Source organism: Chitinophaga sp. YR573, assembly GCF_900110995.1.
Lineage (GTDB): Bacteria > Bacteroidota > Bacteroidia > Chitinophagales > Chitinophagaceae > Chitinophaga.
Genome location: NZ_FOJF01000001.1, coordinates 543,620 through 568,576, shown reverse-complemented (window position 1 = coordinate 568,576; position 24,957 = coordinate 543,620). Strand labels below are relative to the sequence as shown.

The window sequence follows — 24,957 nt, the reverse complement described above, 5'->3', positions numbered from 1 at the left end:
GCCTGTTTCAGGATCGTATTGCCTCCCGGGTAAATCGTATGAGATTTTAATGTCCCTGAAAAAATAATTATAATAATTAATTTTTAATGATTAATTTGATAATCAATAGGGGACTGATTTCACCTAAGCCAAAATTAATCAAAGCAGCTAATCAACCAAAGGTCCGATGTACCTGTAATTTATTATAATATATCACGATATTCTTGTTCCATGAATCACAATCCAGATACAGAACTGGTTGAGCGATTAAAGGCAGGAGATATATCCGCGTATGATACTTTCTTTTTGAAGTACTACAAGTTGTTATGTCTGAATGCATATTGGTTTCTGCACAATGAGCAGGAAGCAAAGGATATTGTTCAAACGTTCTTCCTCGACATATGGGATAAAAAACTATATCTTGGTTTTAACGGAGATGTAAAGGGATACCTGCATACAGCCGTTAAGAACCGCTGTCTTAATTATATTAAGAAGCAGAAAGCATACCTGGAAAAACAGGAAACCTTCTCGAATATGCAGGAAGATACCTTCACGACTAACACAGATACCATTCCTGATTACTATAAACAATTGCGTGCCTCATTGAATGATATGGGCGGACAAAAAAGAGTAGCTATTCAAATGGTATATTTGCAGGGCAAAAAGTACCAGGAAGCAGCAGATGAGATGGGTATCAGTATCAATTCCTTCAAAACGCATCTCAAAAATGGATTGAAGGTATTGCGTCACGCATTTAATAATAAAGACCATTAACCTTGGAACATCAGTATGAACAGGCTTTAAGGTTATACATACAAAAGCTGACAGGTGACTTATCTGCAGCAGAGGAAAGTTATGTACATAAAATGCTGGCAGAAGATGCCGCCTTCAGGGAAATATGGTCTTCCCTGGAAAAAGAAAGTATTTCCCTTAATACAGACGAATTCCTTAATAAGATAGATGCACAGGCCGATTTACAGGCGCTGAAACAGCGGCAGCCCGTAAAGCGGATGTTCCCCTGGAAAAGTGTAGCGGCCGCTGCTGCTGTACTTATAGCAGTAGCTTATTTCCTGTTCCCACGCAGTAGTAATAAACCGCAGATAGCCCAGCAAAAGATCAGCAAACCACAGATAAGCCTCTTAACCGGCAACGGACAATCCGTTACATTAGATACTACCGGTACTATCGCCCTTGGGAATACTACTTTGAGTACCAGTGGTAACACGTTAAAGTATACTTCCGCAGATACTGTACAAAATACCCTGCTGGTCCCCGCCGGTAAGAACTATAAGCTCGTTTTGTCCGATGGGACCGAAGTATGGCTGAACGCTGCCACCCGTTTACGCTTCCCTTTCCATTTCTCTGGTTCATCCAGGGACGTATATATTGATGGAGAAGCCTATTTTAAGGTCGCTAAAGACGCTGATCACCCTTTTATCGTGCATACACCCCTTACGAAGGTAGAAGTGCTGGGAACAGCCTTTAATGTCAATACTTATGAAGCCGGCAATGTACAGACCGCCCTGGTTGAAGGCAGGGTCATTGCCCGCAGTGCCAATGGCGAGAGTCAGGACCTGCGTCCCGGCTATAAAGCTGATTACCGGTCGGCCCGGGGATTCGCCACCCACCCCTTTGACCAGGAAGAGGTCCTCTCCTGGATGAATGGCGTTTATTACTTCCATAGCATGCCTTTAACCGAACTGGTAGGGCTGGCCTCCCGCTTTTACGGGATCCATATTATATTAGATGAAAAGAAATTTGCAGGCGTAGCCACTACAGGTCTGATGGACAGGAACAAACTCAATGATTTCCTGAACGATCTGCAAACCACAGCTCATATCACTTACCAGTTATCTGGTGATGAACTGTACATTAAATAATTTATCTCTCTCCCGAAAAAAAATCATTTTAAGCATTCACCCGTTTTGCATGTTACGTTGTAGTTATATTGAAAAGCAGTTTTAATAGCTTAATGCTACACCATCGTATAACGTTTAAATGATCAACCAAAATGAGAAAAAGTGTACGCCATTGCCACCTGGCTATGCGAAGAGGTATACTATACCTTCTGCTCGGCTTAGGCTTTATCGCAAAAGCGCAGGATACTCCGCTTCAATCCACGGTTACAGTAACAGGCCACGACATCTCCCTGTTACAGATTTTCCAGTCAATTAAAAAGCAGACAGGCTTCACGCTTGTTTACAGCAACCAGTTATTAAACGATGGAGAGAAAGTTGACGTCAACTTCAGCAAAGTACACTTACAGGAAGTATTAACCTTCCTGTTCAAAGACAGGAACATCAGCTATGAGGTGAAAAATAACCGCATAGTACTTGATAAAAAAGCACCAGAAGCTGCTACCGTACCCGTAAAAGAGGGAAAGCAGGACGGCCGGATAGTAAAAGGACAGGTAATGGACGAGGAAGGACACCCGCTACCCGGCGTAACGGTATCAGTTAAGGGTACAACGAAAGGGGTGATCACAGATGAACTGGGGGTATTCTCTATCACCGCTGCCAGCGATGATATTCTGAGGATAGCCATGATGGGTATGAATCCGGAAGAAGTAAAAGTGCGGGAACAGAAAACACTGAAGATAACCTTAAGTGCAAAAGTAGATAAGCTCGATGAAGTGGTGGTAGTAGGATTTGGTAGTCAGAAGAAAGTAACGGTTACCGGTTCCGTGTCTACTGTTAATATGGATGATATGAGAACACCTGTACGTTCTCTGACCAATGCACTGGCGGGAAAAGTAGCTGGTGTAATTTCCATGCAGAGCGGTGGTGGTGAACCAGGTTATGACAATCCTAATTTTACCATCCGTGGTATTGGGACCTTCACCGGTAGTACTTCTCCGCTGATCATTGTAGATGGTGTACAACGCGATGATGTGAACAGTACTTATGGTGGTGCTTTTAATAATATAGATCCGGAAGATGTACAGAGTATCTCTTTATTAAAAGATGCGTCTGCTACTGCTGTATATGGTGCCAAAGGTGCTAATGGGGTGTTGATCATCACCACTAAAAGAGGGGTGGCAGGAAAGCCTAAAATCTCTGCGAAAGTGGAATCAGGGGTGAACGGTTTAACGAGATTACCCAAGATGCTGAATGGTGTAAACTATATGAAATTATACAATGAGGCAAGAACAAATGATGGTAATGATGCTACCTACTCTGATGAGGTAATCGCTAAAACTGCCAGTGGTCTTGATCCTTATCTCTACCCCGATGTAAACTGGATCAATACTATCTATAAAGATCTTACTCCCATGACCAACGCCAATATAAATGTAAGCGGCGGGGGAGAATCCATGAGATATTATGTATCCTCATCTTTTTACAACCAGGATGGACAATATAAAGTGAAAAATCTGGACGGATATAATCCTAATCTTAATTTCAAAAGATATGATTTCCGTACGAATGTTGATCTGAATGTAACGAAGACAACGGTGTTGTCTATGAATATCGCTGCTATGCTGGTGAATAGCCGGTATCCGGGTACTTCTGCCGGTAATATCTGGTACGCCGCCTATGCTACAAATCCTATTTCCTTCCCGGTTAAATACCCAGGTAATTTATGGGCAGGTCCCAGGAATAATGGTGGTTCCAATCCTTTCAACCTGGTGCAGAATGCAGGGTACAGCACAGAGTTTAAACCTTCTGTGCAGTCTGTATTAACACTGAACCAGAAACTGGATATGATCACTCCCGGATTAACAGCGATGGGAAGATTTTCCTTTGATACCTATGGCGAATTCAATACCAGCAGAACAGGACTGAATGATCTCTGGTATGCCGGTTCAAGAGATGCTACCGGAAATCTTCTATATGAACGTGTCAGAACCGGCAGCACTTACCTGGGCTATGGCACTTCTTCCTCAGGAGAACGTATTATGTACCTGGAAGGCAATATTGCGTATGACCATGCTTTCGGGAATCATACTTTCGGCGGGTTAATAGTAGCTACTATGCGTAACAGGGTAATAGGTTCTGCCGGAGATTTGAAAACAGCCATCCCTTACCGTAATCAAAGTATGGCAGGCAGGGTCACTTATTCCTTTAAAGATAAATACCTGGCAGAATTAAACATAGGAGCTACCGGATCAGAAAACTTTGAGAAAGGGAAACGCTGGGGATATTTCCCGGCCGTATCTGCAGGTTGGGTGATCTCTAAAGAAGCCTTCTTTGCGCCGTTAACACATACGGTAAGTCTGCTTAAAATAAGAGGTTCTGTAGGTACTACCGGTAATGACCAGATAGGAAGTTATGTGGGTGGCGACAGGTTCGGCTATCTTACTTATATCTCTGATGCAAGCGGGATTACTTTCGGATCTTCTCCTGTTGCTTATGGCGGTAAATCTGCTACTGTTATCGGTACACAGAATTTAACATGGGAGAAATCTGTTAAAACCGATATAGGTCTTGAAGTAGGATTATGGAATAAATTAAGTCTGACAGTAGATGCTTTCAGGGATAAAAGAACAGCGATATTAATCAATCGTCAGTCTATTTCTTCTATTGCAGGTTATAGTGGATTAAACATCTATGCCAATATGGGAGAGATGAAGAACATGGGGATTGATGGCAGTCTGGAGTATGATACGCGTATAGGCAGAGATATCACACTGCGTGTGTTTGGTAACATCACCTATGCCAAGAATAAAATTGTTTATGCGGATAACCCCAAATATCTCTATGCTTATCAGCAACCCGAAGGCCATCGTTTTGGTGAATACAAGGGTTATGTAAGCAAAGGGTTATTTGTTGATCAGGCTGATGTGGATAAAAGTCCTACGCAGACAAGGACCGTATTCCCCGGAGATATCAAGTACGAAGATATGAACGGAGATGGTGTGATAAACAGTAACGATATGACTTACTTAGGTAAGTCGTATTTCCCTACCTGGTCTTATGGTTATGGATTTAATTTCGGCTACAAAAAGATCTCTCTTTCCGCTGTTTTTGCAGGAGTAGCTGATGTAGGTATCATGGCAAATGGCGCTGATATTGTGTCTTCAGATGGTGCTGCAAATGGTGTGGGTGTAGTACCATTCACCGGTATCGGTCAGTATCCTGCTAATGTACTGACTAACTCAACCAGCAGATGGACAAAAGAAAACCCCAGTCAGAATGTGGATTACCCACGTTTAACAATCACTAACAGCGGAGACAATAATTATGTGAACAGCAGTTGGTGGTTGAAGGACGGTAGTTTCATGCGACTGAAACAGGTATCGCTTGGTTATTCATTTATCACGCCTGATATGAAGAGAAAGGGCATCAGCAATCTGGAAGTATATGCAGCAGGTACCAATCTACTGACGTTCTCCAAGTTTAAGCTGTGGGACCCTGAACTGGGTGGTAATGGTGCGAAATATCCTTATGCCAAAACAATGACTGTAGGTCTGAGGGCTCAATTTTAAACAAGACAAAAAGATAATCATATGAAATACTTATTGTGTCTTTTAGTCGTATTGTCTTCCTGTAGCAAGTATCTTGATAAAAAGCCGGATAATCTTTTAACAGAAGACCAGATATGGCAAACACGTGCAAATGCAGAGGCTTATCTCTATAATATTTATAGTTATGTATATAATACAGACGGGGGAGATTATGCTTCTATGGGAGGCTCCGATGAATCGTCTGTATCCATTGGTACGGTAGGAGTACGGCAGATGGTGAGTGGTAACTGGAATGCTGCCAGCGGATACTTTTACAACTGGGCGAATTATTATGCTGCTATCAGAAAATCTTATGTGTTTGAGCAGAATATTGATAAAGTTCCCGCAAATCAGTTAAGTGATGATTTGAAGAAACAATATAAAGGGGAGAATCTTTTTTTACGCGGTTATTATTACTGGCTGCTTTTAAGACAGTATGGACCTTTTGTAAAAATAGACGGGCTGTTGAGCCAGGATGAGGATTTTAACCAGTATCCACGTACTCCTTTTGATACCTGTGTATCGCATGTATCTGCGTTGATGGATCAGGCAGCATTGAACTTACCGGCGGTATGGTCTTCTTCCAGTAATAACGGACGTCCTACAAAAGGTGCCTGTTTAGCGATAAAGGCCAAGGTAGCGCAACTGGCTGCCAGTCCGCTATGGAACGGGAATGCCAACTTTGCGAATTTTAAGAATGCAGATGGTACAGCGTTGGCCCCTGCCAGTTATAGTGAAGACAAATGGAAGGTAGCCGCAGCTGCTGCGAAGGCAGTGATTGATGCAGGTAACTATAAGCTGTTTACCAATCTGGATAATGGCGGGATTACGTTTAACCCTTATCTCTCTGTAAGGGATCTGTTTTTAACCAACTGGAATAACGAGATCATTTTTGCAAATGTAAACTGGTGGCGCTGGGGATATACGAAATGTGCTTCTCCTGGTTCGGGTGGATATAATATGTATGATGCTACACAGAATTTAGTAGATGGGTTTTACATGAACAATGGCCGTACTATTGATGACCCTTCTTCCAATTATGTAGAAACAGGTTTTGCTTCATCTGCCGGTGCTAACAGCTGGGAGCATCATAAGAACGACTGGAACATGTATGCCAACAGAGAACCACGGTTTTATGCTTATATACAGTATAATGCACGCCCTGTATTGCCGGCTCCTACCGTAGATGATAAGAATTATTTTTCTTCTGATGAGAATGTTGATGGCCAGGGCAGGGTTGAGTTTTATTACAATGGTAAATCTGGTCAGCGTTCTGCCGGGAGTAATAATATTACTGGTTATTTAGCTTTGAAGAGAATCAGTCCTAATGATAATATCAGGAATGATGTTTCCTCTTTCCAGGGGCCTTATATCCTGCTTCGTTATGCGGAGATCTTACTGGATTATGCTGAAGCGCTGAATGAATATGATCCTGGTAATGGGGATATCGTTACTTATCTCAATATGGTGAGAACAAGAGCAGGATTGCCCGGTATTGAAACCGTATATCCGGAAGCGGTAGGAAATAAAGACCTGATGAGAAAGTATATCCTGAAAGAAAGATCAGTAGAGTTATGTTTTGAAGGAGACAGATATTTTACCATGATCAGAAGGTTGATGCTGGGGAACCAGGAGAACAGAGCTATCTATTGCATGAATGTAAACGCCAATGATAATGGCTTAGGATTTTCTTTTACCGCATTCTATAACAGAACGCTTTTTCAGCAGCGTTTCTGGGATAACAAGATGTACCTGTTCCCGATAGATCAGGGAGATATTGAGAGAGACAGAGCGCTGGTACAGAATCCGGGATGGTAATCAATTCTTTTACAACACAATTAATCATTATGATCAGGTATATCATAGCAGGTTGTTTGATCTTCTTTACAGCTTGTAAGAAGGATAATGGGTTTACGCATAGTGCCGGGTCTCCGATGTCGGTTGATCATTTCACGCCGGAGCAGGGTGGAGGAGGAACATCTATATTAATTACGGGGAGTAATTTCTCTACAGATACGGCTGCTATCAGTGTCACTATCAATGGTCATAAACTGGCTATTGTTGGTGCCAGTGCTACACAGGTGATGGCTGTAATACCTTCCAAATGTGGTGCTGGAAATATAGTGGTAAAGGTGGGATCTGACAGTACAGTGAGTGCGGATATCTTTAATTATGTGTTTACACGTAAAGTGACTTCGTTAGCTGGTAATGGTACTGCTGGTTTTTCCAATGGGCAGGGATCAGACGCGATATTTAATTTTAACGGGGAGTCGTGGTACCGGAGTAAAGGGATTGCGGCGGATGATAATCTGAATGTGTATGTCGCTGACGTGGGAAATCATTGTATCAGGAAGATAGATACTGCAGGTAATGTAAGCACGTTTGCAGGTAATCCAAATGCTGCCGGTAATGCAGATGGACAGGGGTTGGCTGCGCAGTTCAGCTTGCCTTATGATATTGCTGTTGATGCGCAGGGATATTTGTACATAACAGATCCTGGTAACTGGAATATCAGGAAAATAGCGCCGGATGGTACAGCTGTTGTGATGGGAGGGGCGAGTCAGGAACCCTGGAGTGTAGCAGTAGATCCTACTACAGGATTTGTGTATTATTCAAATTTTTCCAATTCGGGTAATGTGTATAGGATGGATACTGATGGCAGCAGTACAATGGTGATACAGGGACTTAATAAGCCTGCGGGAATGCACTTTGATAAAGACGGTAACCTCTTCATCGCTATAGGTGATGATCATGTAATCAAAAGATTTGAGAAGAACACCTGGGCTGCGACAACGATTGCTGGTCAGACAGGAACTCCGGGATATGTAAATGGTGCAGGTACGGATGCGCGGTTTGCGAATCCGTTTGGACTGACAATAGATGCCTCTTCTAACATTTACATAGCAGGTGCAGGGGATGGTAGCGCGTCTAATGCTGACCAGAGCATCCGTTTTATTGCAGGTGGCAGCTGGGTAGTAAGTACTTATGCTGGTAGTGGATCTGCAGGTTATGCGGATGCCATTGGAGAAGCGGCCGCCTTTAGTGCGCCGTTAGGAGTGGCAGTGGATAAGAATGGTGTGGTGTATGTATTGGATAAGAACAATAACCGCGTTAGAAAAATAGTATCACAATAGCATGAAGTATATGAACTTATTTTTTATAGTACTGATGATGGCTGCCTGTAGTAAAGGCAGCACATCACCAGCCAATATTGTTCAAGACACACACAAGTATTATGTTTCCCCTGCAGGTAATGATGCCAATGCAGGCACTTTAAATGCCCCTTTCAGGGCTATTAACACTGCTTTAAGTAAAGCGATAGCAGGAGATACTGTTTTTGTCAGGAAAGGGGTTTATTACGAGAAAGTAAGTTTTCCTAAATCCGGCCGGCTGGAGAAGGTGATTACCCTGAAGGCATATCCTGGTGAGATACCTGTGATCGATGGCACAGGATTGTCTGTTACAGGCAAAGAAGCGCTGGTAACTATCAGCAATGCCAGTTACATTACTTTCGAAGGTTTCGACGTTTGTAATTACAAAAGCAGCACTCCCTGGGTAAATGTCAACGGGATATTAGCCAATGGAAGCTCCGCTAATCTTATTATCCGGAATAACAGGATTTACAACATAGAACATAATGTCGCTCCTGCGGATGGAAGAAGTGGACATGGCATAGAGATCATAGGTAATACCACTATCCCGATGAAAAACATCCTGGTAGAAGGTAATGAGATCCATGACTGTAACACCGGGTATAGTGAGAACTTAACCATCAACGGTTATGTAGATGGGTTTACAATAAAAGGTAACAAGATCTACAATGCAGAGAACATTGGTATTGATGCTGCGGGTGGTTATTCCGCCAATCCTACACCCGCGTTTAACTATGCGAGAAATGGTGTGATCAGTGATAATGAACTGTATAACATAGACATGACTACCGGACCTATTGGTGGTGGTACAGGCCATGGTGCTATTGGTATTTACATTGACGGGGCCAGGAGTATCATTATAGAAAGAAATAAAGTGCATGAAGTAGACAGAGGTATTGGTATCGTGAGTGAGAATGATGCCTTTCCTACCAATGATTGTATTGTTCGTAATAACTTTGTGTCCAATAGTTTCCGGGCAGGGATTTATTTAGGGGGATATCTTAATTATACTTCCGGTGGTACCAATAATTGTTACGTGGTGAATAATACCCTGTACTTTAATAATAAAGAACTGGGTGCTTTTGGAGAGATAGAAGGGGAGATCAGGTTAACAGAGCAATGCTTTAATAATGTGATTAAGAACAATATCATTTATGCCCGGCCGGTAGATGTCATTATCCATAAGTATACTAATTCCGGGAGTAATAATATCATTGACAACAACCTTTATTTTACTACGGGTACGCCGCAGTGGATATGGAACAGTACCAATGGTCCTGCTATTACGGATTTTAGCATATGGAAGACTACCAGTGCTAATGACGCTGCATCTGTATATGGGGTAGATCCTTTACTGGTAAGCAGTACAGATTTGCATATACAGCCTGCTTCTCCGGCTAACAATACGGGGGTAGTGATTTCTGCTGATATAAACGGAGCGACAGATATAGACGGGAATCCGCGGATTATTAATAATAAAATTAGCAAAGGGGCGCATCAGCCGCAATAATTAAAGCATGTTCAGGATATTTTGTTTACTGTTATTACCGGTGCAGTTGTTGGCTGCTGATTTTAGTGGGGTGAAAGGGATTGTTGAGAGAAGGGTACCGTGGTTGAAACAGCATGTTGTATTTGAAACTTTGTCCGAATCTTCTACATTCTCATTACAAACAAAGAATGGGCAATTAGTTATTAGTGCAGATAGTCCTAATTCAGCTGCTGTTGGTCTCAACTGGTACCTGAAATACTATTGTCACAGGTCTATGTCTCACATGGGAGATAATCTTTCTGCTGTCTCTCCTTTACCTGTAATAAAAGAAGCCATCAAATTAAATGCTTCTGCGGAATATCGTTATGCACTCAACTACTGCACCTACAATTACACCATGAGCTTTTACAGCTGGAAAGACTGGGAGCATGAACTGGACTGGATGGCATTAAATGGTGTGAATGTAATGCTGGTAGCGAATGGTGAAGAAGCTGTATGGCAGAATGTACTGAAACGCATCGGTTATACTGATAAAGAAATCAGTGATTACATTACCGGTCCTGCTTACAACGCCTGGTGGCTGATGGGTAATATACAGGGATGGGGCGGCCCAATGCCACAGTCAGAAATAGATAGCCGTGCTGCGCTGGTGAAAAAGATGATAGCACGTATGAAGCTGTTAGGTATCTCTCCTGTGATGCCTGCATTCTATGGAATGGTGCCCAGTACACTGAAAAACAAAACCACTGCGCATATCATTAATCAGAGCAAATGGGGAGCATTTGTAAGACCAGATATACTGGACCCTACCGATACCGCTTTCACACGTTTAGCAGGTATCTTCTATGAAGAAACGCAACACATCTATGGCAAGGACATTCACTTTTTCTCAGGAGATCCTTTCCATGAAGGGGGTATCACTGATGGGGTAGATTTAGGTAAAGCAGGTGCTGCTATTCAACGTGCTATGCAGCAATATTTCCCTGGTGCTATCTGGGTATTGCAGGGCTGGCAGGATAATCCACGTAAGGAGTTACTGGCAGAGACTGACAAATCCACTATTCTCGTACAGGAGTTATTCGGTGAAAATACTAACAACTGGGAAACGCGTGGTAGTTATGAGCATACGCCTTTCATCTGGTGTACTGTCACCAACTTCGGCGAAAGACCAGGACTAAGTGGCAAGCTGCAACGCTTTGCGGATGAAGTATACCGTGCGTCTCAATCTTCTGAATATATGAAAGGCGTAGGAATAATGCCGGAAGGAATTAATAACAACCCTGTTACTTACGAATTATTATTAGAGCTGGGATGGCATAAAGAGCATGTAAAAGTTTCGGACTGGATAGCCGGATATATCACAGCCCGTTATGGCAAATATAACCCGGATATAGCCCGTGCGTGGCAGTCATTCTTATCTACTATCTATAGCAATCCAGGATACCAGGAAGGGCCTCCTGAAAATATTTTATGTGCAAGACCTGCCTTAAAAATAAAATCTGTTTCCAGCTGGGGAAATCTGAAAAAGGGATATGATACGACTGTATTTGCAAATGCGGTGAAAAGTTTTGAATTGGCAGCAGGCTCTTTTTCTAATAGCGAAACGTATAAAATAGACCTGGTCAATTTTAAAAGACAGGTACTGGCTAATCAGGCAGATAAAGTATTCGCAGATTTTGTTGCTGCTTATAACAGCAAAGACATGCCTGCTTTTGATAAATCTTCCAAAGCATTTTTGCATTTACATGATCTTACCAATCAGTTGTTAAATTCACATCCCTATTACCGTTTAAGCACCTATCAGCAACAGGCAAAACATCACTTATTAAACGCGATGATGCTGATTACTTACTGGGGAGAAAATGATCCCAAAGAAGATAACCTGCATGACTATGCATACAAAGAATGGAGCGGGATAATGCTCACGTTTTATAAGAAACGCTGGGAGTTATATTTCGATTATCTGAAAGGCAATACAGCAGTGCCTGACTGGTTTGCATGGGAAAGGGACTGGGTGAAAAATAATACCCAATCCCATTAAATTATCGGCTGTCCTGGTGAAATTATTTTTTTTGTCCGTAAGCAACGATAGATGCTTTGGCAATCAGGATACTTGAAATGTTGAACCCGACAAATGCTGCAGTAGCATTTTTATCTAAAGTTAATTTGCTTTTCAGTGCGTAGACTGTTACCAGGTATTCGTGTGGAGGACCGGGCACAGGGGCAGCACCTACATAGCCAGGTATGCCCATGTCTGTATTACCCTGGATGGCTCCGGCTGGTAATAGGTTTTTAGTAATATCACCGGCGCCAGCTGGTATTTCTTTGGTGTCTGCAGGGATGTTGTATACTACCCAATGCCAGAAACCGCTACCGGAAGGCGCATCCTTGTCGTAAATAGTGATAGCGAAACTCTGGGTACCGGCAGGTGCATTTTCCCACGATAACTGGGGAGATAAGTTTTCACCGGTGTAACCCATGAAATTGGCGTACTGCTTATTGGATATTTGTCCGCCCAGATCATTACTTTTCAATGTAAATGTTTGTGCAGATGCTGTTGTACAGATAGTAACAATCGCTAAGAGATACAGGATCTTTTTCATTTTACCTTTTTATTTAGGATCCAAAGGTAGTATGTAAGGGAAAGTTCCTGTTAGGGCTAACAGTTCAAAAATTACAGATAAAAGTTCAATTTCTTTGCTGGTACTCACTGGGAGTGAGTCCGAATATTTGTTTGAAAGAATGTGTAAAGCTGGAATGATTTTCATATCCTACTTTATGGTAGATATCACTGGGCTTTTCATTACTGTTGCGTAACAAGGCCGCTGCGAGTTCCATCCTCTTTTGTAAAAACCATTTGTTGGGAGAAGTGCTGTATAATTTAGAGAACTTTCTCTTAAAGGTAGACAGGCTCATGTTACAGAGGAATGCCAGTTCATCTATCGTGATATAATTTCCGATATTAGCTTCTACTGCTTTCCTGATAATAAGATCTTCCTGGTTGTCGAGTACGGATGTACGCAAACTTATAATCTGCTCCCTGTACTTATCACACATGTACAACATCAGTTCCTCTAATTTTAGTACCCGCATTGCCATGGAGATTGGCTTGTTAGTGGCCAGCATCAGGTTTAGTGAAGCGATGAAGTTTTGGAGGAAATCATCTGTCTGGAATACTATAAATGGTTCTTCCAGAGATCTCTTTGTGTTAGTATCAAAGATATCCGGGTGTTTCATGAAGAAGTTAACCAGCTCGCTGTTATCGAAGAAGAGCAGCACACTTTTGTACATCCCGTTTTGGGTAGTTCTTTCACTCATCAGGCAATTACCGGATGAAAGTAATAAGAACTCCTTATTATTTATTTGAACATTCTTTTGTGAATAGTATACACTTTTAGTGCCTTCTGTTAAGAAACTGAAGACGTTCTGATTGAGTGTAATCTTACTTTTCTCAGTATTGGAAGAGGATTGATAGCTGAAAATTGAAATACTATCATTGGTATTCAGATCTTCCGGCAATGAAAATATATTCATATATCAAAGGTAATAAAGATTACCAAAGGCAACTGCACGATTTACCTGACAGGTTTCACCCCTTCGCTGGTCATGATCACTCTTTTCATGCTGCCATCTTTATTATAATACAGATAGTCTATACATACGGAACGGCGAAAGCTACCACCTTCTGTGGGGATGCTGCCATTATGGTAAATGAAATAAGATTTCCCTTTATAGTCGATGATAGCCTGGTGATTTGTATTAGAGTTACCTGCCACTTCATTCAGGATACCTTTGTATTCCCAGGGGCCTTCGATATTACGGCTCATGGCGTAAACTGTTTTTTCCGGAAAGTGACTGGCATAGGAGAGGTAGTACCAGCCATTATGTTTGTTTATCCAGGGAGCTTCGGTGAAATCCTTCAGAGGAACGGTGTGGATGGGGCCATCCAGTTCAGTCATGTTCTCTTTTAGCTTTGCGTAGTAACAGATGGTATTACCCCAGTAGAGGTATGCCTGACCATTATCATCAATAAAAACAGTAGGGTCTATGTCATCCCAGCTGATTTTTGTGTTGGTGGTCATATCGTTTGTGATAAGGGCAGTACCCCTGGCATCCTTAAACGGCCCTGTTGGGCTGTCTGATACAGCTACACCGATGGCTTTGCCATGAATGGTACCATGTTCAACAGCTGCGTACCAGTAAAACTTCTTATTGCGGTAAATGACCTGAGATGCCCATGCGTCATCTTTTGCCCATTTAAACTCACTTACTTGCAGGGGAGAAGGGTGTTCCGTCCAGGTGACCATATCCGTAGAGGAGAAACAGAGCCAGTTGTGCATTATATAAGTTTCCTTTCTGGCGGGAGCTTCATCGTGGCCGGTGTACAGGTACACAGTACCATTGTATACCATTGCCGCCGGATCAGCGGTATATTCATGCGTGATGATAGGATTACCGTTTGAGTGGATAGTAGTATCTGTCTGATGGGATGCCGTATAGGCAAAAATAGATAGAATCAGCAGTTTCATAACGTTGGATTTAATAGCCTTTCAAATATAAGTGTTAATCTGACAATTTAGAAATTATATACATTCCGCTCATAATTATATAAATGCCTTAAGAGGCTTTAACCTTATCTTTGGGGTGTGATGAGTAAAAAGGTCATAAAAGCTTATTTTTTACTGGTTGTATTCTTCCTGAATACACTGGTAGGGATGGCTTGTGCCCTTACCCCACGCGACTGCTGCCATAAGCATGAGGCAATGGCCAGTCAGCGCTGCTGTAATGACTCCGTGCTTAAATTCCAGCAGCTGGATAAAAGCCTGGAACAGCATTTTAATACGGTGATGAATGCCCCGGTGGTATTCATTACGCTTCCCTCTTTACAGACTGTTTATAACAGTTACCCGCTGCAATACCGTATAATAAGGCCGGAAATACCGCCTGATGACATACGTGTATCTATTCAGTCCTTTCAGATTTGATGTGATAGCCCATGTTTTGGCTAATATCCGGCAGGATATTAGCTGCTATTCTTATTGCTATCTTTAAACATTCAATCTTTTATGATGAAAAGTCTGATCCTTTCAACAATATTATTGTTTTCCTCTTTTTCTTCCAGAGGCCATTTGTTAAGTACTGATGGTCATTTATCTCCCCTGTTAAATCTGTATTTAGATATTAAGGACGCCCTGGTAAGCAGTGATGCTGCTACGGCAACTGCCAAAGCCGCTGAATTTGCCAAAGCAGTGAACGCTGTTGATGTGAATAGCCTTACGGCAGATGAACAGGCCGCTTTTAAGCCTTTACAGCAGAAATTGTCTGCAGATGCTGATCTGATTGCCAAAGCCGGGGATCTGGCCGGACAAAGGGCTGCTTTTAAGGAATTTTCGGATCATGTGTATGCACTGTCTAAAGCAGTGAAATTGTCTGATAAACCAGTATACCAGCAGTATTGCCCTATGAAAAAGAGCTACTGGCTGAGTAAAGACGCTGCGATTAAGAACCCTTATTATGGCAAACAGATGCTGACATGTGGAAAAGTAAGCGATACATTATGAGGAAATTACTTTTAATGCAGGTTTGTTCTTTAGTGCTGGTCTGTTCTTCTGCATCTGCACAACATCCTTTGCCGAAGCCGCAGCCTGAAAGACCGATGAAGATGGCACATGATAAACTCAGGCTGATGAAACCTGACTTCCCGCCATCTAAAGGAGTAGTACGGTATGATTTGTACATATCTGACACAACAGTAAATTATACGGGGAAACCCCGGCCGGCAATGGCTATTAACGGATCTATCCCTGCGCCGGTATTATATTTCACAGAAGGAGATACTGCGGAAGTATACGTGCATAACAACATGCACATGGAAACATCTGTACACTGGCATGGGCTGATATTACCCAACAGGTATGACGGGGTATCTTATCTCACTACTGCTCCTGTTAAAGCAGGGGAAACACATCTGTACCGTTTCCCAATTGTACAGAGCGGTACGTACTGGTATCACTCACATACCATGTTCCAGGAGCAAAGTGGTATGTATGGTGCCATTGTAATACGTAAAAAGAATGCCCCCGTACAAAAGGAATATACTCTACTGTTAAGCGACTGGACAAATGACAAGCCTTATGAAGTAGACCGTCGTTTGCACATCGCCAGCGACTGGTTTGCCATCCGTAAGAATAGTGTACAGAGTTACGGCGAAGCGGCTAAAGCAGGTCATTTTAAGACCAAACTGACCAATGAATGGAAGCGCATGCTGGCTATGGACGTAAGTGATGTTTACTATGATCAGCTACTGGCCAATGGTAAAAAAACGGATGAACAACCACAGTTTAAAGCAGGGGATAAAGTAAGGTTGAGGATTGTGAACGGCAGCTCTTCTACCTATTTCTGGTTGAACTATGCAGGAGGAAAAATGACTGTGGTGGCCAATGATGGAATGGATGTAGAACCCGTGGAAGTGGATAGAATGATCATAGGCGTAGCAGAGACTTACGATGTGGTGGTGACTATCCCCGAAGATATGAAGTATGAATTCCTGGCTACCTCAGAAGACCGTACCCGGTCTGCTTCTTTGTTCTTAGGCAGTGGAATGGAGATGCCGGCAAAACATCTGCCTCGTTTGAAATATTTTGAAGGGATGAAGATGATGAATGATATGATGAAGATGAATGGGGAGATGAATGATATGGATATGCAGATGAGTAATCAGCAGATGGATATGAATACTGTGATGTATCCGGAGATGAGTGAGGAGAAGCATGATATGGATGATATGAAGGGGATGAAGATGTCATCATCCGGAGATATAGTAACGCTGAATTACGGTATGCTCCGCTCTCCCGTAAAAACAAACCTGCCTGCTGGTCCGGAGAAAATCCTGCACTTCAATCTTACGGGTAACATGAACCGTTATGTATGGAGCATCAATAACAAAACCGTTTCCGAATCAGATAAGATCCTTATCAAAAAAGGAGAGAACGTAAAGATCATTCTCTACAACGGAACGATGATGCGTCATCCCATGCATTTACATGGTCATTTCTTCAGAGTATTAAACGGACAGGGAGATTACTCTCCTCTGAAGAATACACTGGATATTATGCCCATGGAAACGGATACACTGGAATTTGCTGCAACAGAAAGCGGGGACTGGTTTTTCCATTGCCATATTCTCTATCATATGATGAGCGGAATGGGTAGAATATTCAGTTATGAAAACTCTCCGGCTAACCCGGAAATTCCTAATCCGGATAAGGCTATAAAGAAGATCTATGCTGATGACCGGAAGATTCACCCTTCTGCAAAAATAGGACTGGAAAGCAATGGCAGCGACGGTGAACTGGTCTTCGCCAATACCAGGTATCGTTTGCAAACAGAGTGGCGTATAGGATTAACACCAGAGCATGGATATGAAAGTGAAAGTCACCTGGGGAGATATTTCGGAAAAATGCAATGGTTGTTTCCATACATAGGCTGGGACTTCCGTTACAGAAGAATGCAGGCCCCGGAGAAAAACCTTTTCGGACAGATCAATACAAAGAATTACAGAAGCGCTTTCCATGCAGGGGTAGAATATACATTACCCATGCTGGTAATCGCCGATGCATCTGTAGATACTGATGGAAGATTAAGATTCCAGTTGAGCCGCGAAGATGTACCACTCACCAAACGTCTGCGCTTCAATTTCATGGCCAATACAGACAAGGAATACATGGCAGGATTCAGATACATCGTAACGAAGTATTTCTCTTTCTCCACACACTATGATAGTGATATGGGATTTGGTGCAGGCGTTACATTAAACTATTGACTATATTTTAACCCGATCTGCGCTTATTTTAACTCGCATCCGGATAAATTGTCTTTTTTACATTTAATAGTTATCTTGCTGATCATACATTTCGCATAAGTTATGATCAGCAAGAAACTTTTTTTATCTGCAATAATTACTTGTTTTTCTATAATCGTCATAGCACAGCCTGTGCGCAGACATATCAATTTAGATACAAACTGGAAATTCCATCCCGGGCATGCTGCTGATGCTGCCAGAGATTTTAACTACAGCCTGGAGACTATCCTCTCTAAATCGGGTTCTTCCTGGGGCACACCCGCTGATACTAAATTCGATGATAAAAACTGGGAAGATGTACAGTTACCGCACGACTGGGTTGTAGGATTACCTTTTCAATATGTGAAGAACGATGATATAGATGGTCATGGTTACAAGCCTGTTGGTGGACGGTTTCCCGAGAACAGTATAGGATGGTACCGGAAATCATTTGAGATAAACCGTGCTGATTCCGGGAACCGTTTTGTTATTCAGCTGGATGGTGTGTATCGTGATAGTAAGGTTTGGATCAACGGCTATTATGTAGGTGGTAATTTCAGCGGTTATAATGGTGCGTCTTATGATATCACAGACTTTATCCGTTTCAATAAAACGAATGTACTGGTGGTACGTGCAGATGCTTCCCAGTATGAAGGCTGGTTTTATGAAGGTGCAGGGATCTACAGACATGTGTGGCTGAATACTACCAATAATGTACATGTGGCTACTGAAGGTGGTGTGTATGTACATACTGCTGCAAACAAAACTGTGACCATAGAAACTAAAGTGGTGAATAAGAATATTCATCCTGCTAATACCAGTGTGTATACAGTGATTACCGACAGAAGCGGTAAGAAGATCGCACAGGGAAAAGAAGTACCGTTTACATTAGCTGTTAATGAGAACAAAACAATTAAACAGGACCTGAATATTCCTGCGGCTACATTATGGTCGTTGGAGAATCCTTATTTATACAGGGCTATTGCTGTTGTAAAATCAGAAGGACGTATTGTAGATAGTGTAGAGGTGCGTTTTGGTGTAAGAACGATTACAGTTGATAAAGATAAAGGCTTGTTCGTAAACGGCCTTCCGGTAAAAGTAAAGGGTGTTTGTTGTCACCAGGACCATGCAGGTGTTGGTGTTGCCTTACCAGATCAGTTACAGTATTACCGGATAGGATTATTAAAGGAGATGGGTGCCAATGCTTACCGTACCAGTCATAACCCGCCTACTCCAGAGTTACTTGACGCCTGTGATAGTTTGGGTATGCTGGTACTGGATGAACCACGTTTATTAAACAGCGGTACTGAATATGAAAACCAGTTCAGGCAGCTGATCCTGAGAGATCGTAATCATCCCAGTGTTTTCATGTGGTCTATCGGTAATGAAGAATTTGCCACACAGCGTACAGATATTGGTAAACGTATTGCGCAGAACCAGATCTTACTGCAACAGGAGTTAGACCCTTCCAGAACCAGCACCTATGCTGCCAATATGGGCAATGATTTCAATGGTGTGAATGAAGTGATCCCTGTAAGGGGTTTTAATTACAATCTGCATGGTGTGGATGGTTATCATAAAGATCATCCTAATCAGCCTGTAATAGGCACGGAAGTGGCCAGTACGGTTACTACCAGGAGCATCTATGTAAAAGATACGGTACGTGCTTATGTACCCGATTACGATAGCACCTATCCTTCCTGGGCTTCTACTGCGGAACAATGGTGGCAGCTGGCTGCTAAACGCGACTGGTTCATGGGTGGCTTTGCCTGGACAGGCTTCGACTACCGTGGTGAACCTACGCCGTACAACTGGCCTAATATCAACTCGCACTTCGGGATTATGGATATGTGTGGTTTCCCTAAGAACGTATATTACTACTATCAGGCCTGGTGGACTGACAAAGATATCCTGCACATAGCTCCTCACTGGAACTGGCCTGGTAAAGAAGGACAGCCGGTGCTGGTATGGATCAATACAAATGCAGATAATGTAGAGCTGTTCCTGAACGGGAAGAGTCTTGGTAAAAAAGACATGCCGCGTAATGGTCATCTGCGCTGGACAGTGAATTATGAACCAGGTACACTGGAAGCGGTGGCTTTCAAGAATGGTAAGAAGATAACATCTAAAGTAGAGACCACTGGTAAAGCAACGCGTATCATCTTAACTCCTTCTAAAACTACTTTATCAGCAGATAATGAAGATGCAGTAGTGGTGAATGTAAGTGCGGTGGATGCACAAGGCAGGGAAGTACCTGATGCGGTTAACCTGATCCATTTTTCAACAGAAGCCGGAGCGGTGATTATTGGTGTTGGTAATGGAGATCCCAGCAGCCATGAACCGGATCAATGTGTAGCTGAGGCCTGGCAACGTAGTTTGTTCGGTGGTAAAGCACAGGTGATTATCAGGGCGAATAACAAGCAGGGAGCGGTATCTTTTAAAGCAGAAGGGAATGGGTTGCAGACAGCAACATTAACATTATAGTTTGATTTTTGGGTGCAGGGCGAATGTAATGGTGCGAAGCGCCATCACAAAAAATTACTATTTGATCAGAATAAATCACTACCATATTTAAGCTCAAAATTAACCAGTATATATTTTTTAGTAAACCCAAATTGTAAACCCACTTAAACTGTAAGTATGAAAAAGTCCCCCTGTTTTCTGACGGCGATCGTAGCCCTGACGGTTATGATTGCCAGCTGCTCCAAAGATGAAGCTATTGTAAAAGACAAAGTAACAACAACCGCCGTTGCTGCTGCAGACGATGTTGTGGCCGCCGCCACAGGAAATGTAACCTATACGCTGGTAAAATCTGCTAACCCCACGGCAACAGAACAAGCAGCGTATAACCTGATTACCACCGCTATGGATACTGCGGTAAAATACATGAACGAGTACACTACGTTCACTAAATCTATTACTGTTACTTATGTGCCTTCAGTCGCTACTGCCGATGGGAACATCAATGGTTCCATCCGGTTCGGCTCTAACACCTATTACATGAATGCAGCTACTGCATTGCATGAAATAGCACATACTGTAGGTGTTGGTACTTCCAGTGTATGGTGGAACACATTGATCGTCAGTGGTATTTACACAGGGCCGGTGGCTACCCAGATCCTGAGAACGATCACCAACGACTCTACTGCGCAGATTCATGGTGACAGTCAGCATTTCTGGCCTTATGGGTTTAACTATCCCAGTGAGTTCAGTTCTTATCATGATTACATTTATCATTGTAACATCCTGGAAGGGATGAATCAGGATGGTTTGTAGAAAAAAAGGCACAAAAAAAGACGGGGATATGATTATCTCCGTCTATTACTTAACCTACAACTGTTAAAACTGTATTTGTACAGAATTAGTTCGACGCAAAATTAGTACTGCTCACGCATATAGGAAAACCAAAAGAACGGAATAGAAAACCAATTTTTCCGAAGCCCCGGAAAATTGGTCCTTTTATCCCACTAATTGGGGTTGTCTCAGCTTATTACGTTAGTTATATTTGTTAAAAATAAACTATATGAGTAAAAGGAAATGGCAGATAGACGCGGATCATTCTGATGTACAGTTCAAAATCAAGCACATGGTGATCTCTAATATCACCGGTGCATTCAACAACTTCCAGGGAGGAGCAACCACAGACCGTAGTCATCTTGAAGATGCAGAAGTGCATATGTCTGTAGATGTAAACAGTATTGATACCAACCAGGAACTCAGGGATGCGCATCTGCGTTCTGCCGACTTTTTTGACACTGCACAGTTTCCGCATATCGACTTCAAATCCCTTTACTTCAGAAAAATAAAAGGCGATAAGTATAGCCTTACAGGTAATCTTACCATGAAAGGTATCACGAAACCTGTAGAACTGCTGGCAGAATACGGCGGTACCGTTATAGACCCTAACGGCAAAACAAAGATTGGTTTTGAAGTAACAGGTACTATCAGCCGCTGGGAATTCGGTCTTAGTTATAATGCTGTAATGGAAGCAGGTGGATTTATGCTGGGAGAAGAAGTAGCATTGTTTGCAAATATTCAGTTAGTAGAGCAATAAATTAGTTTTGGGTGCAGGGCGAAGCCCTGCAAAACCCCTTCAATTTTTTTGTAATGGTGCGAAGCACCATACAAAAAAATTGCTCTTTAATAAGAATAGGAAAAATTGGTTTTTTTATCCGTCGTATTGGAATTGTTAGAACTTATTGATCGCTATACCTTTGTGTTATCACAGCTGGGATATAAAACGATAGATAAATAAGTAAAACAAAAGACGATGAAAAAGACAATCATGACAGGCATTGCCGCATTGACCCTTGTGATGGGACTGGCAATAGGAGCTAACGCACAGAGTAAGAACGAAAGACCGGGTTTAATTTTAAGTGCAGGACCGGAAGCAGGAATTCCGGTAGGTAACTGGAACAATTATTATAAGTGGTCATTAGGAGGATCTGTACAGGCTGATCTTGCTATTATTAAGAAGACATTGTACGTAAATCTGAATGCCGGTTATAACAACGTTTTCGCTGATTATACTACCAGCGCAAACGATTATCAACTCATCCCCGTTAAGGCTGGTTTAAAGTATTTCCCCGTAAATAATCTCAATTTGTATGTACAGGGACAGGCAGGTGTAACGTTCATTACGAACAGCACTACTCCATTTAATAACAAATCAGCAGCCTTTGTTTACAGTCCACAGATAGGGTATTTAATTCCACTAGGCAAAGGCAATTATCTGGATGCCGGTGTGAAGTTTGAAGGTAATTCCAAATTTGTTGACGGAGGGGAATCAAGCAATCTCATAGGGATCAGAGTAGCTTACGCATTTGGATTATAATTGTTTCAGGGAGTCATAGAGTATAGCGGGAAAGATCGCCTTGAGTAAAGGCGATCTTTCTATTTTTATGACAAAGATGCAAAAGGCAGTTTCTTAAATTCTGATGGATTTTCATCTGCAAATTTCTTGAAGAATCTGCTGAAGTGAGAACTGGTATCGAAGTTCAACTGATCAGAAATTTCTTTTACGCTTAGTGAAGAAGTGGTTAACAATAAACGTGCTTCCAGATACATTCTTCCGTGAATAATCTGCAATGCATTTTTTCCTGTTTCCTGTTTTACTACTTCACTGAGATGTTTAGCTGATACATGTAACATATCCGCATACTCCTGCACCGTTCTTTTCTCCAGGAAATTTTCTTCTACTAAGTTTCTGAATTCTACAAACAAAGTATACTGCCTGGAAAGCTGATGATGCGGACTGCTGTTTGTGCATTGTTCAAATGCACGGTTTACTTCGTACAGTACCTCTACCAGCTTTAAGCGGATCAGCTGCAGGTGGAAAGGTTTACTATCCCGGTATTCCTCATCCATACTTTCATACAGCTGCTTAATTTTTACAAATTCAGCGTGAGATAATTTATAGATAGGAGGACAGGCAGGATTTAAATCCATCAAAGGATCGAGTACGTTTTGCTTGATAAAGCTATCTGCAATGAATTCCTTTTTAAACATCACCATGTATAACAGCAGATCGTCTGAGGCATTTTCAAAAGAAGTGATATACCTGGGAGAGACGATGTGCAGCGACATAGGCGTTACATCAAAGGTAAAAGCGCCTACTGTTTTAGAGCAGGTACCACGTATGCAGAGTATAATAGCGTAATGATCAGTCTTGATAGGCATTCCTTTTTTCACACTGCCTTCATTGCTGAGGAGAGCGAAATTGTCAGGATGCAGGAGTTCGTCGTACTTGTCCATCCCAAAACTCTGTGCCACTTTCTTGTCGAGGGACAGGTAATATTTTATAGTGGATGGAATATCCAATATGGGAGTAGTCGTATTCATAATAAAGGGGCAAAATTAGGGGAAATTGGCAAATTGTTGCTAATTATACCAGTATCCTACAGTATACTACCCTTATTTTTTCAGCACAATGTCCTCTTTGGCAGCCCATGCGTTGAGGTCCTGTTTGCTTAAAGCTGCGGTCATCAGATCGGGGAAGAGGTCGGGCGTACAGGCGAACACAGGGATACCTAAGTTGGTGAAAAACTGTGCATTATCGTGATCGTAGGAGGGAGCACCTTCGTCATTAAGGGCCAGGAGAACGACTACCTGCACACCGGCAGCGGCCAGTTCAGTGGCTTTTTTGCGCATTTGCAGCTCGTTACCGCCCTCGAAGAGGTCGGTGATAAGTACCATTACCGTGTCCAGGGGGCGGGTGATGATCTGCTGGCAGTAGGTGAGGGCTGCGTTGATATCGGTACCGCCGCCCAGTTGAACGCCGAAAAGCAGTTCTACCGGGTCGGTGAGTTCTTCTGTGAGGTCTGCCACTTTGGTATCGAAGACGATCATCTTTGTATTGACGGCCGGGATACTGGCCATTACGCTGCCAAAGATGCCCGAATAAACCACGGAAGTTCCCATGGAACCACTTTGGTCTATACAGAGGACAACGTCCTTTAAAGAGGTCCTTTTGCGGCCATACCCGATTCTTGTTTCCGGGATGATGGTTTTATAGTCGGGTTGGTAGTGTTTCAGGTTTTTGAGGATGGTGACATGCCAGTTGATCTCGTTATGTCTTGGGCGGGTATTGCGGAGGCTTCTGTTGATGCTGCCGGATACTGCCTGTTGCATGGGCTGGGAGAGGCGGGCCAGCAGCTGGTCTACCACTTTGCGCACTACCTTACGGGCGGTGTCTTTTGTTTTATCGGGGATGACCCTGCTGAGGGTCATCAGGGTAGCTACCAGGTGCACGTCGGCTTCTACCTGTTCCAGCATCTCCTTTTCGAAGAGCATCTGGGTGAGGTTGAGGCGTTGCAGGGCGTCCTGCTGCATTACCTGCACTACGGTGTTGGGGAAGAAGGTACGGATATCCCCCAGCCAGCGGCTGACATTGGGAGAGGAAGGGCCCAGACCGCCTCTGCGGTCGCTGTCGTAGAGGGCGGATAATGCGCCATCCATTTGCAGGTCTGTTTTCCCGAGTTTGAACCCGGTACCATCATTCTGCTCTCCTCCTAATATTAATCTCCACTTCCGGATTTGTTCTTCTTCCATG

19 protein-coding genes are annotated in these 24,957 nt (G+C 42.7%); 14 read left to right on the top strand and 5 right to left on the bottom strand.

The features are described 5' to 3' along the window. The first annotated feature begins 210 nt into the window (after positions 1-210). From BMW86_RS02460 to BMW86_RS02430, 7 genes are all read left to right on the top strand, one after another. Entirely contained in the window at positions 211-753 is a 543-nt protein-coding gene (locus BMW86_RS02460; RefSeq protein WP_089778630.1) for an RNA polymerase sigma factor, read from the top strand. Positions 754-755: 2 nt separating this feature from the next. Next, entirely contained in the window at positions 756-1,859 is a 1,104-nt protein-coding gene (locus BMW86_RS02455) for a FecR family protein (RefSeq protein ID WP_089778628.1), read from the top strand. 131 nt (positions 1,860-1,990) lie between these two features. Further along, complete coding sequence (locus tag BMW86_RS02450; RefSeq protein WP_089778626.1) at positions 1,991-5,407, top strand: TonB-dependent receptor; 3,417 nt, start codon at positions 1,991-1,993, stop codon at positions 5,405-5,407. A gap of 21 nt (positions 5,408-5,428) precedes the next feature. Next, positions 5,429-7,243: a RagB/SusD family nutrient uptake outer membrane protein gene (locus BMW86_RS02445; protein WP_089778624.1), complete on the top strand. Its 1,815-nt coding sequence runs from the start codon at positions 5,429-5,431 to the stop codon at positions 7,241-7,243. A 29-nt stretch (positions 7,244-7,272) separates the two neighbouring features. After that, a complete protein-coding gene (locus tag BMW86_RS02440; RefSeq protein WP_089783528.1) occupies positions 7,273-8,559 on the top strand; it encodes an IPT/TIG domain-containing protein in 1,287 nt (428 codons plus the stop codon). A gap of 10 nt (positions 8,560-8,569) precedes the next feature. Next, the gene (locus BMW86_RS02435) at positions 8,570-10,087 is read left to right on the top strand and encodes a DUF1565 domain-containing protein (RefSeq protein WP_143056459.1); all 1,518 of its coding nucleotides are present in this window, start codon (positions 8,570-8,572) and stop codon (positions 10,085-10,087) included. A gap of 7 nt (positions 10,088-10,094) precedes the next feature. Beyond that, the gene (locus BMW86_RS02430; protein WP_089778620.1) at positions 10,095-12,107 is read left to right on the top strand and encodes an alpha-N-acetylglucosaminidase; all 2,013 of its coding nucleotides are present in this window, start codon (positions 10,095-10,097) and stop codon (positions 12,105-12,107) included. Positions 12,108-12,129: 22 nt separating this feature from the next. Here BMW86_RS02430 and BMW86_RS02425 read toward each other — a convergent pair whose 3' ends face one another. The 3 genes from BMW86_RS02425 to BMW86_RS02415 all read right to left on the bottom strand — a co-directional run bounded on the left by BMW86_RS02425 (position 12,130) and on the right by BMW86_RS02415 (position 14,595). Further along, entirely contained in the window at positions 12,130-12,669 is a 540-nt protein-coding gene (locus tag BMW86_RS02425; protein ID WP_089778618.1) for a YbhB/YbcL family Raf kinase inhibitor-like protein, read from the bottom strand. Positions 12,670-12,754: 85 nt separating this feature from the next. Further along, positions 12,755-13,600 (bottom strand): helix-turn-helix domain-containing protein, encoded by an 846-nt coding sequence (locus BMW86_RS02420; protein WP_089778616.1) that lies wholly within the window; start codon positions 13,598-13,600, stop codon positions 12,755-12,757. A gap of 41 nt (positions 13,601-13,641) precedes the next feature. Beyond that, positions 13,642-14,595, bottom strand: coding sequence for a glycoside hydrolase family 43 protein (locus BMW86_RS02415; protein ID WP_089778614.1), 954 nt, complete (start codon positions 14,593-14,595; stop codon positions 13,642-13,644). Between the two features lie 120 nt (positions 14,596-14,715). On the opposite strand from BMW86_RS02415, the gene BMW86_RS02410 reads away from it, so the two are divergent. From BMW86_RS02410 to BMW86_RS02380, 7 genes are all read left to right on the top strand, one after another. Next, a complete protein-coding gene (locus BMW86_RS02410) occupies positions 14,716-15,051 on the top strand; it encodes a hypothetical protein (RefSeq protein ID WP_089778612.1) in 336 nt (111 codons plus the stop codon). 81 nt (positions 15,052-15,132) lie between these two features. After that, positions 15,133-15,627, top strand: a complete 495-nt coding sequence (locus BMW86_RS02405; protein ID WP_089778610.1) for a DUF3347 domain-containing protein — start codon at positions 15,133-15,135, stop codon at positions 15,625-15,627. After that, entirely contained in the window at positions 15,624-17,888 is a 2,265-nt protein-coding gene (locus BMW86_RS02400) for a multicopper oxidase domain-containing protein (protein ID WP_255372829.1), read from the top strand. Before BMW86_RS02405 ends, BMW86_RS02400 begins: the two co-directional genes overlap by 4 nt. Positions 17,889-18,059: 171 nt before the next feature. Further along, positions 18,060-20,390, top strand: a complete 2,331-nt coding sequence (galA, locus tag BMW86_RS02395; RefSeq protein WP_218149102.1) for a beta-galactosidase GalA — start codon at positions 18,060-18,062, stop codon at positions 20,388-20,390. 156 nt (positions 20,391-20,546) lie between these two features. Continuing rightward, positions 20,547-21,182, top strand: a complete 636-nt coding sequence (locus BMW86_RS02390; RefSeq protein ID WP_218149101.1) for a hypothetical protein — start codon at positions 20,547-20,549, stop codon at positions 21,180-21,182. 247 nt (positions 21,183-21,429) lie between these two features. Beyond that, the gene (locus tag BMW86_RS02385; RefSeq protein ID WP_089778608.1) at positions 21,430-21,960 is read left to right on the top strand and encodes a YceI family protein; all 531 of its coding nucleotides are present in this window, start codon (positions 21,430-21,432) and stop codon (positions 21,958-21,960) included. A gap of 216 nt (positions 21,961-22,176) precedes the next feature. After that, complete coding sequence (locus BMW86_RS02380) at positions 22,177-22,740, top strand: hypothetical protein (protein ID WP_089778606.1); 564 nt, start codon at positions 22,177-22,179, stop codon at positions 22,738-22,740. A gap of 65 nt (positions 22,741-22,805) precedes the next feature. Here BMW86_RS02380 and BMW86_RS02375 read toward each other — a convergent pair whose 3' ends face one another. Continuing rightward, positions 22,806-23,747 (bottom strand): helix-turn-helix domain-containing protein, encoded by a 942-nt coding sequence (locus BMW86_RS02375; protein WP_089778604.1) that lies wholly within the window; start codon positions 23,745-23,747, stop codon positions 22,806-22,808. Between the two features lie 72 nt (positions 23,748-23,819). Continuing rightward, positions 23,820-24,956 carry a vWA domain-containing protein gene (locus BMW86_RS02370; protein ID WP_089778602.1) on the bottom strand — a complete coding sequence of 379 codons (1,137 nt, stop codon included), beginning with the start codon at positions 24,954-24,956 and terminating at the stop codon, positions 23,820-23,822. Position 24,957 lies beyond the last annotated feature (1 nt).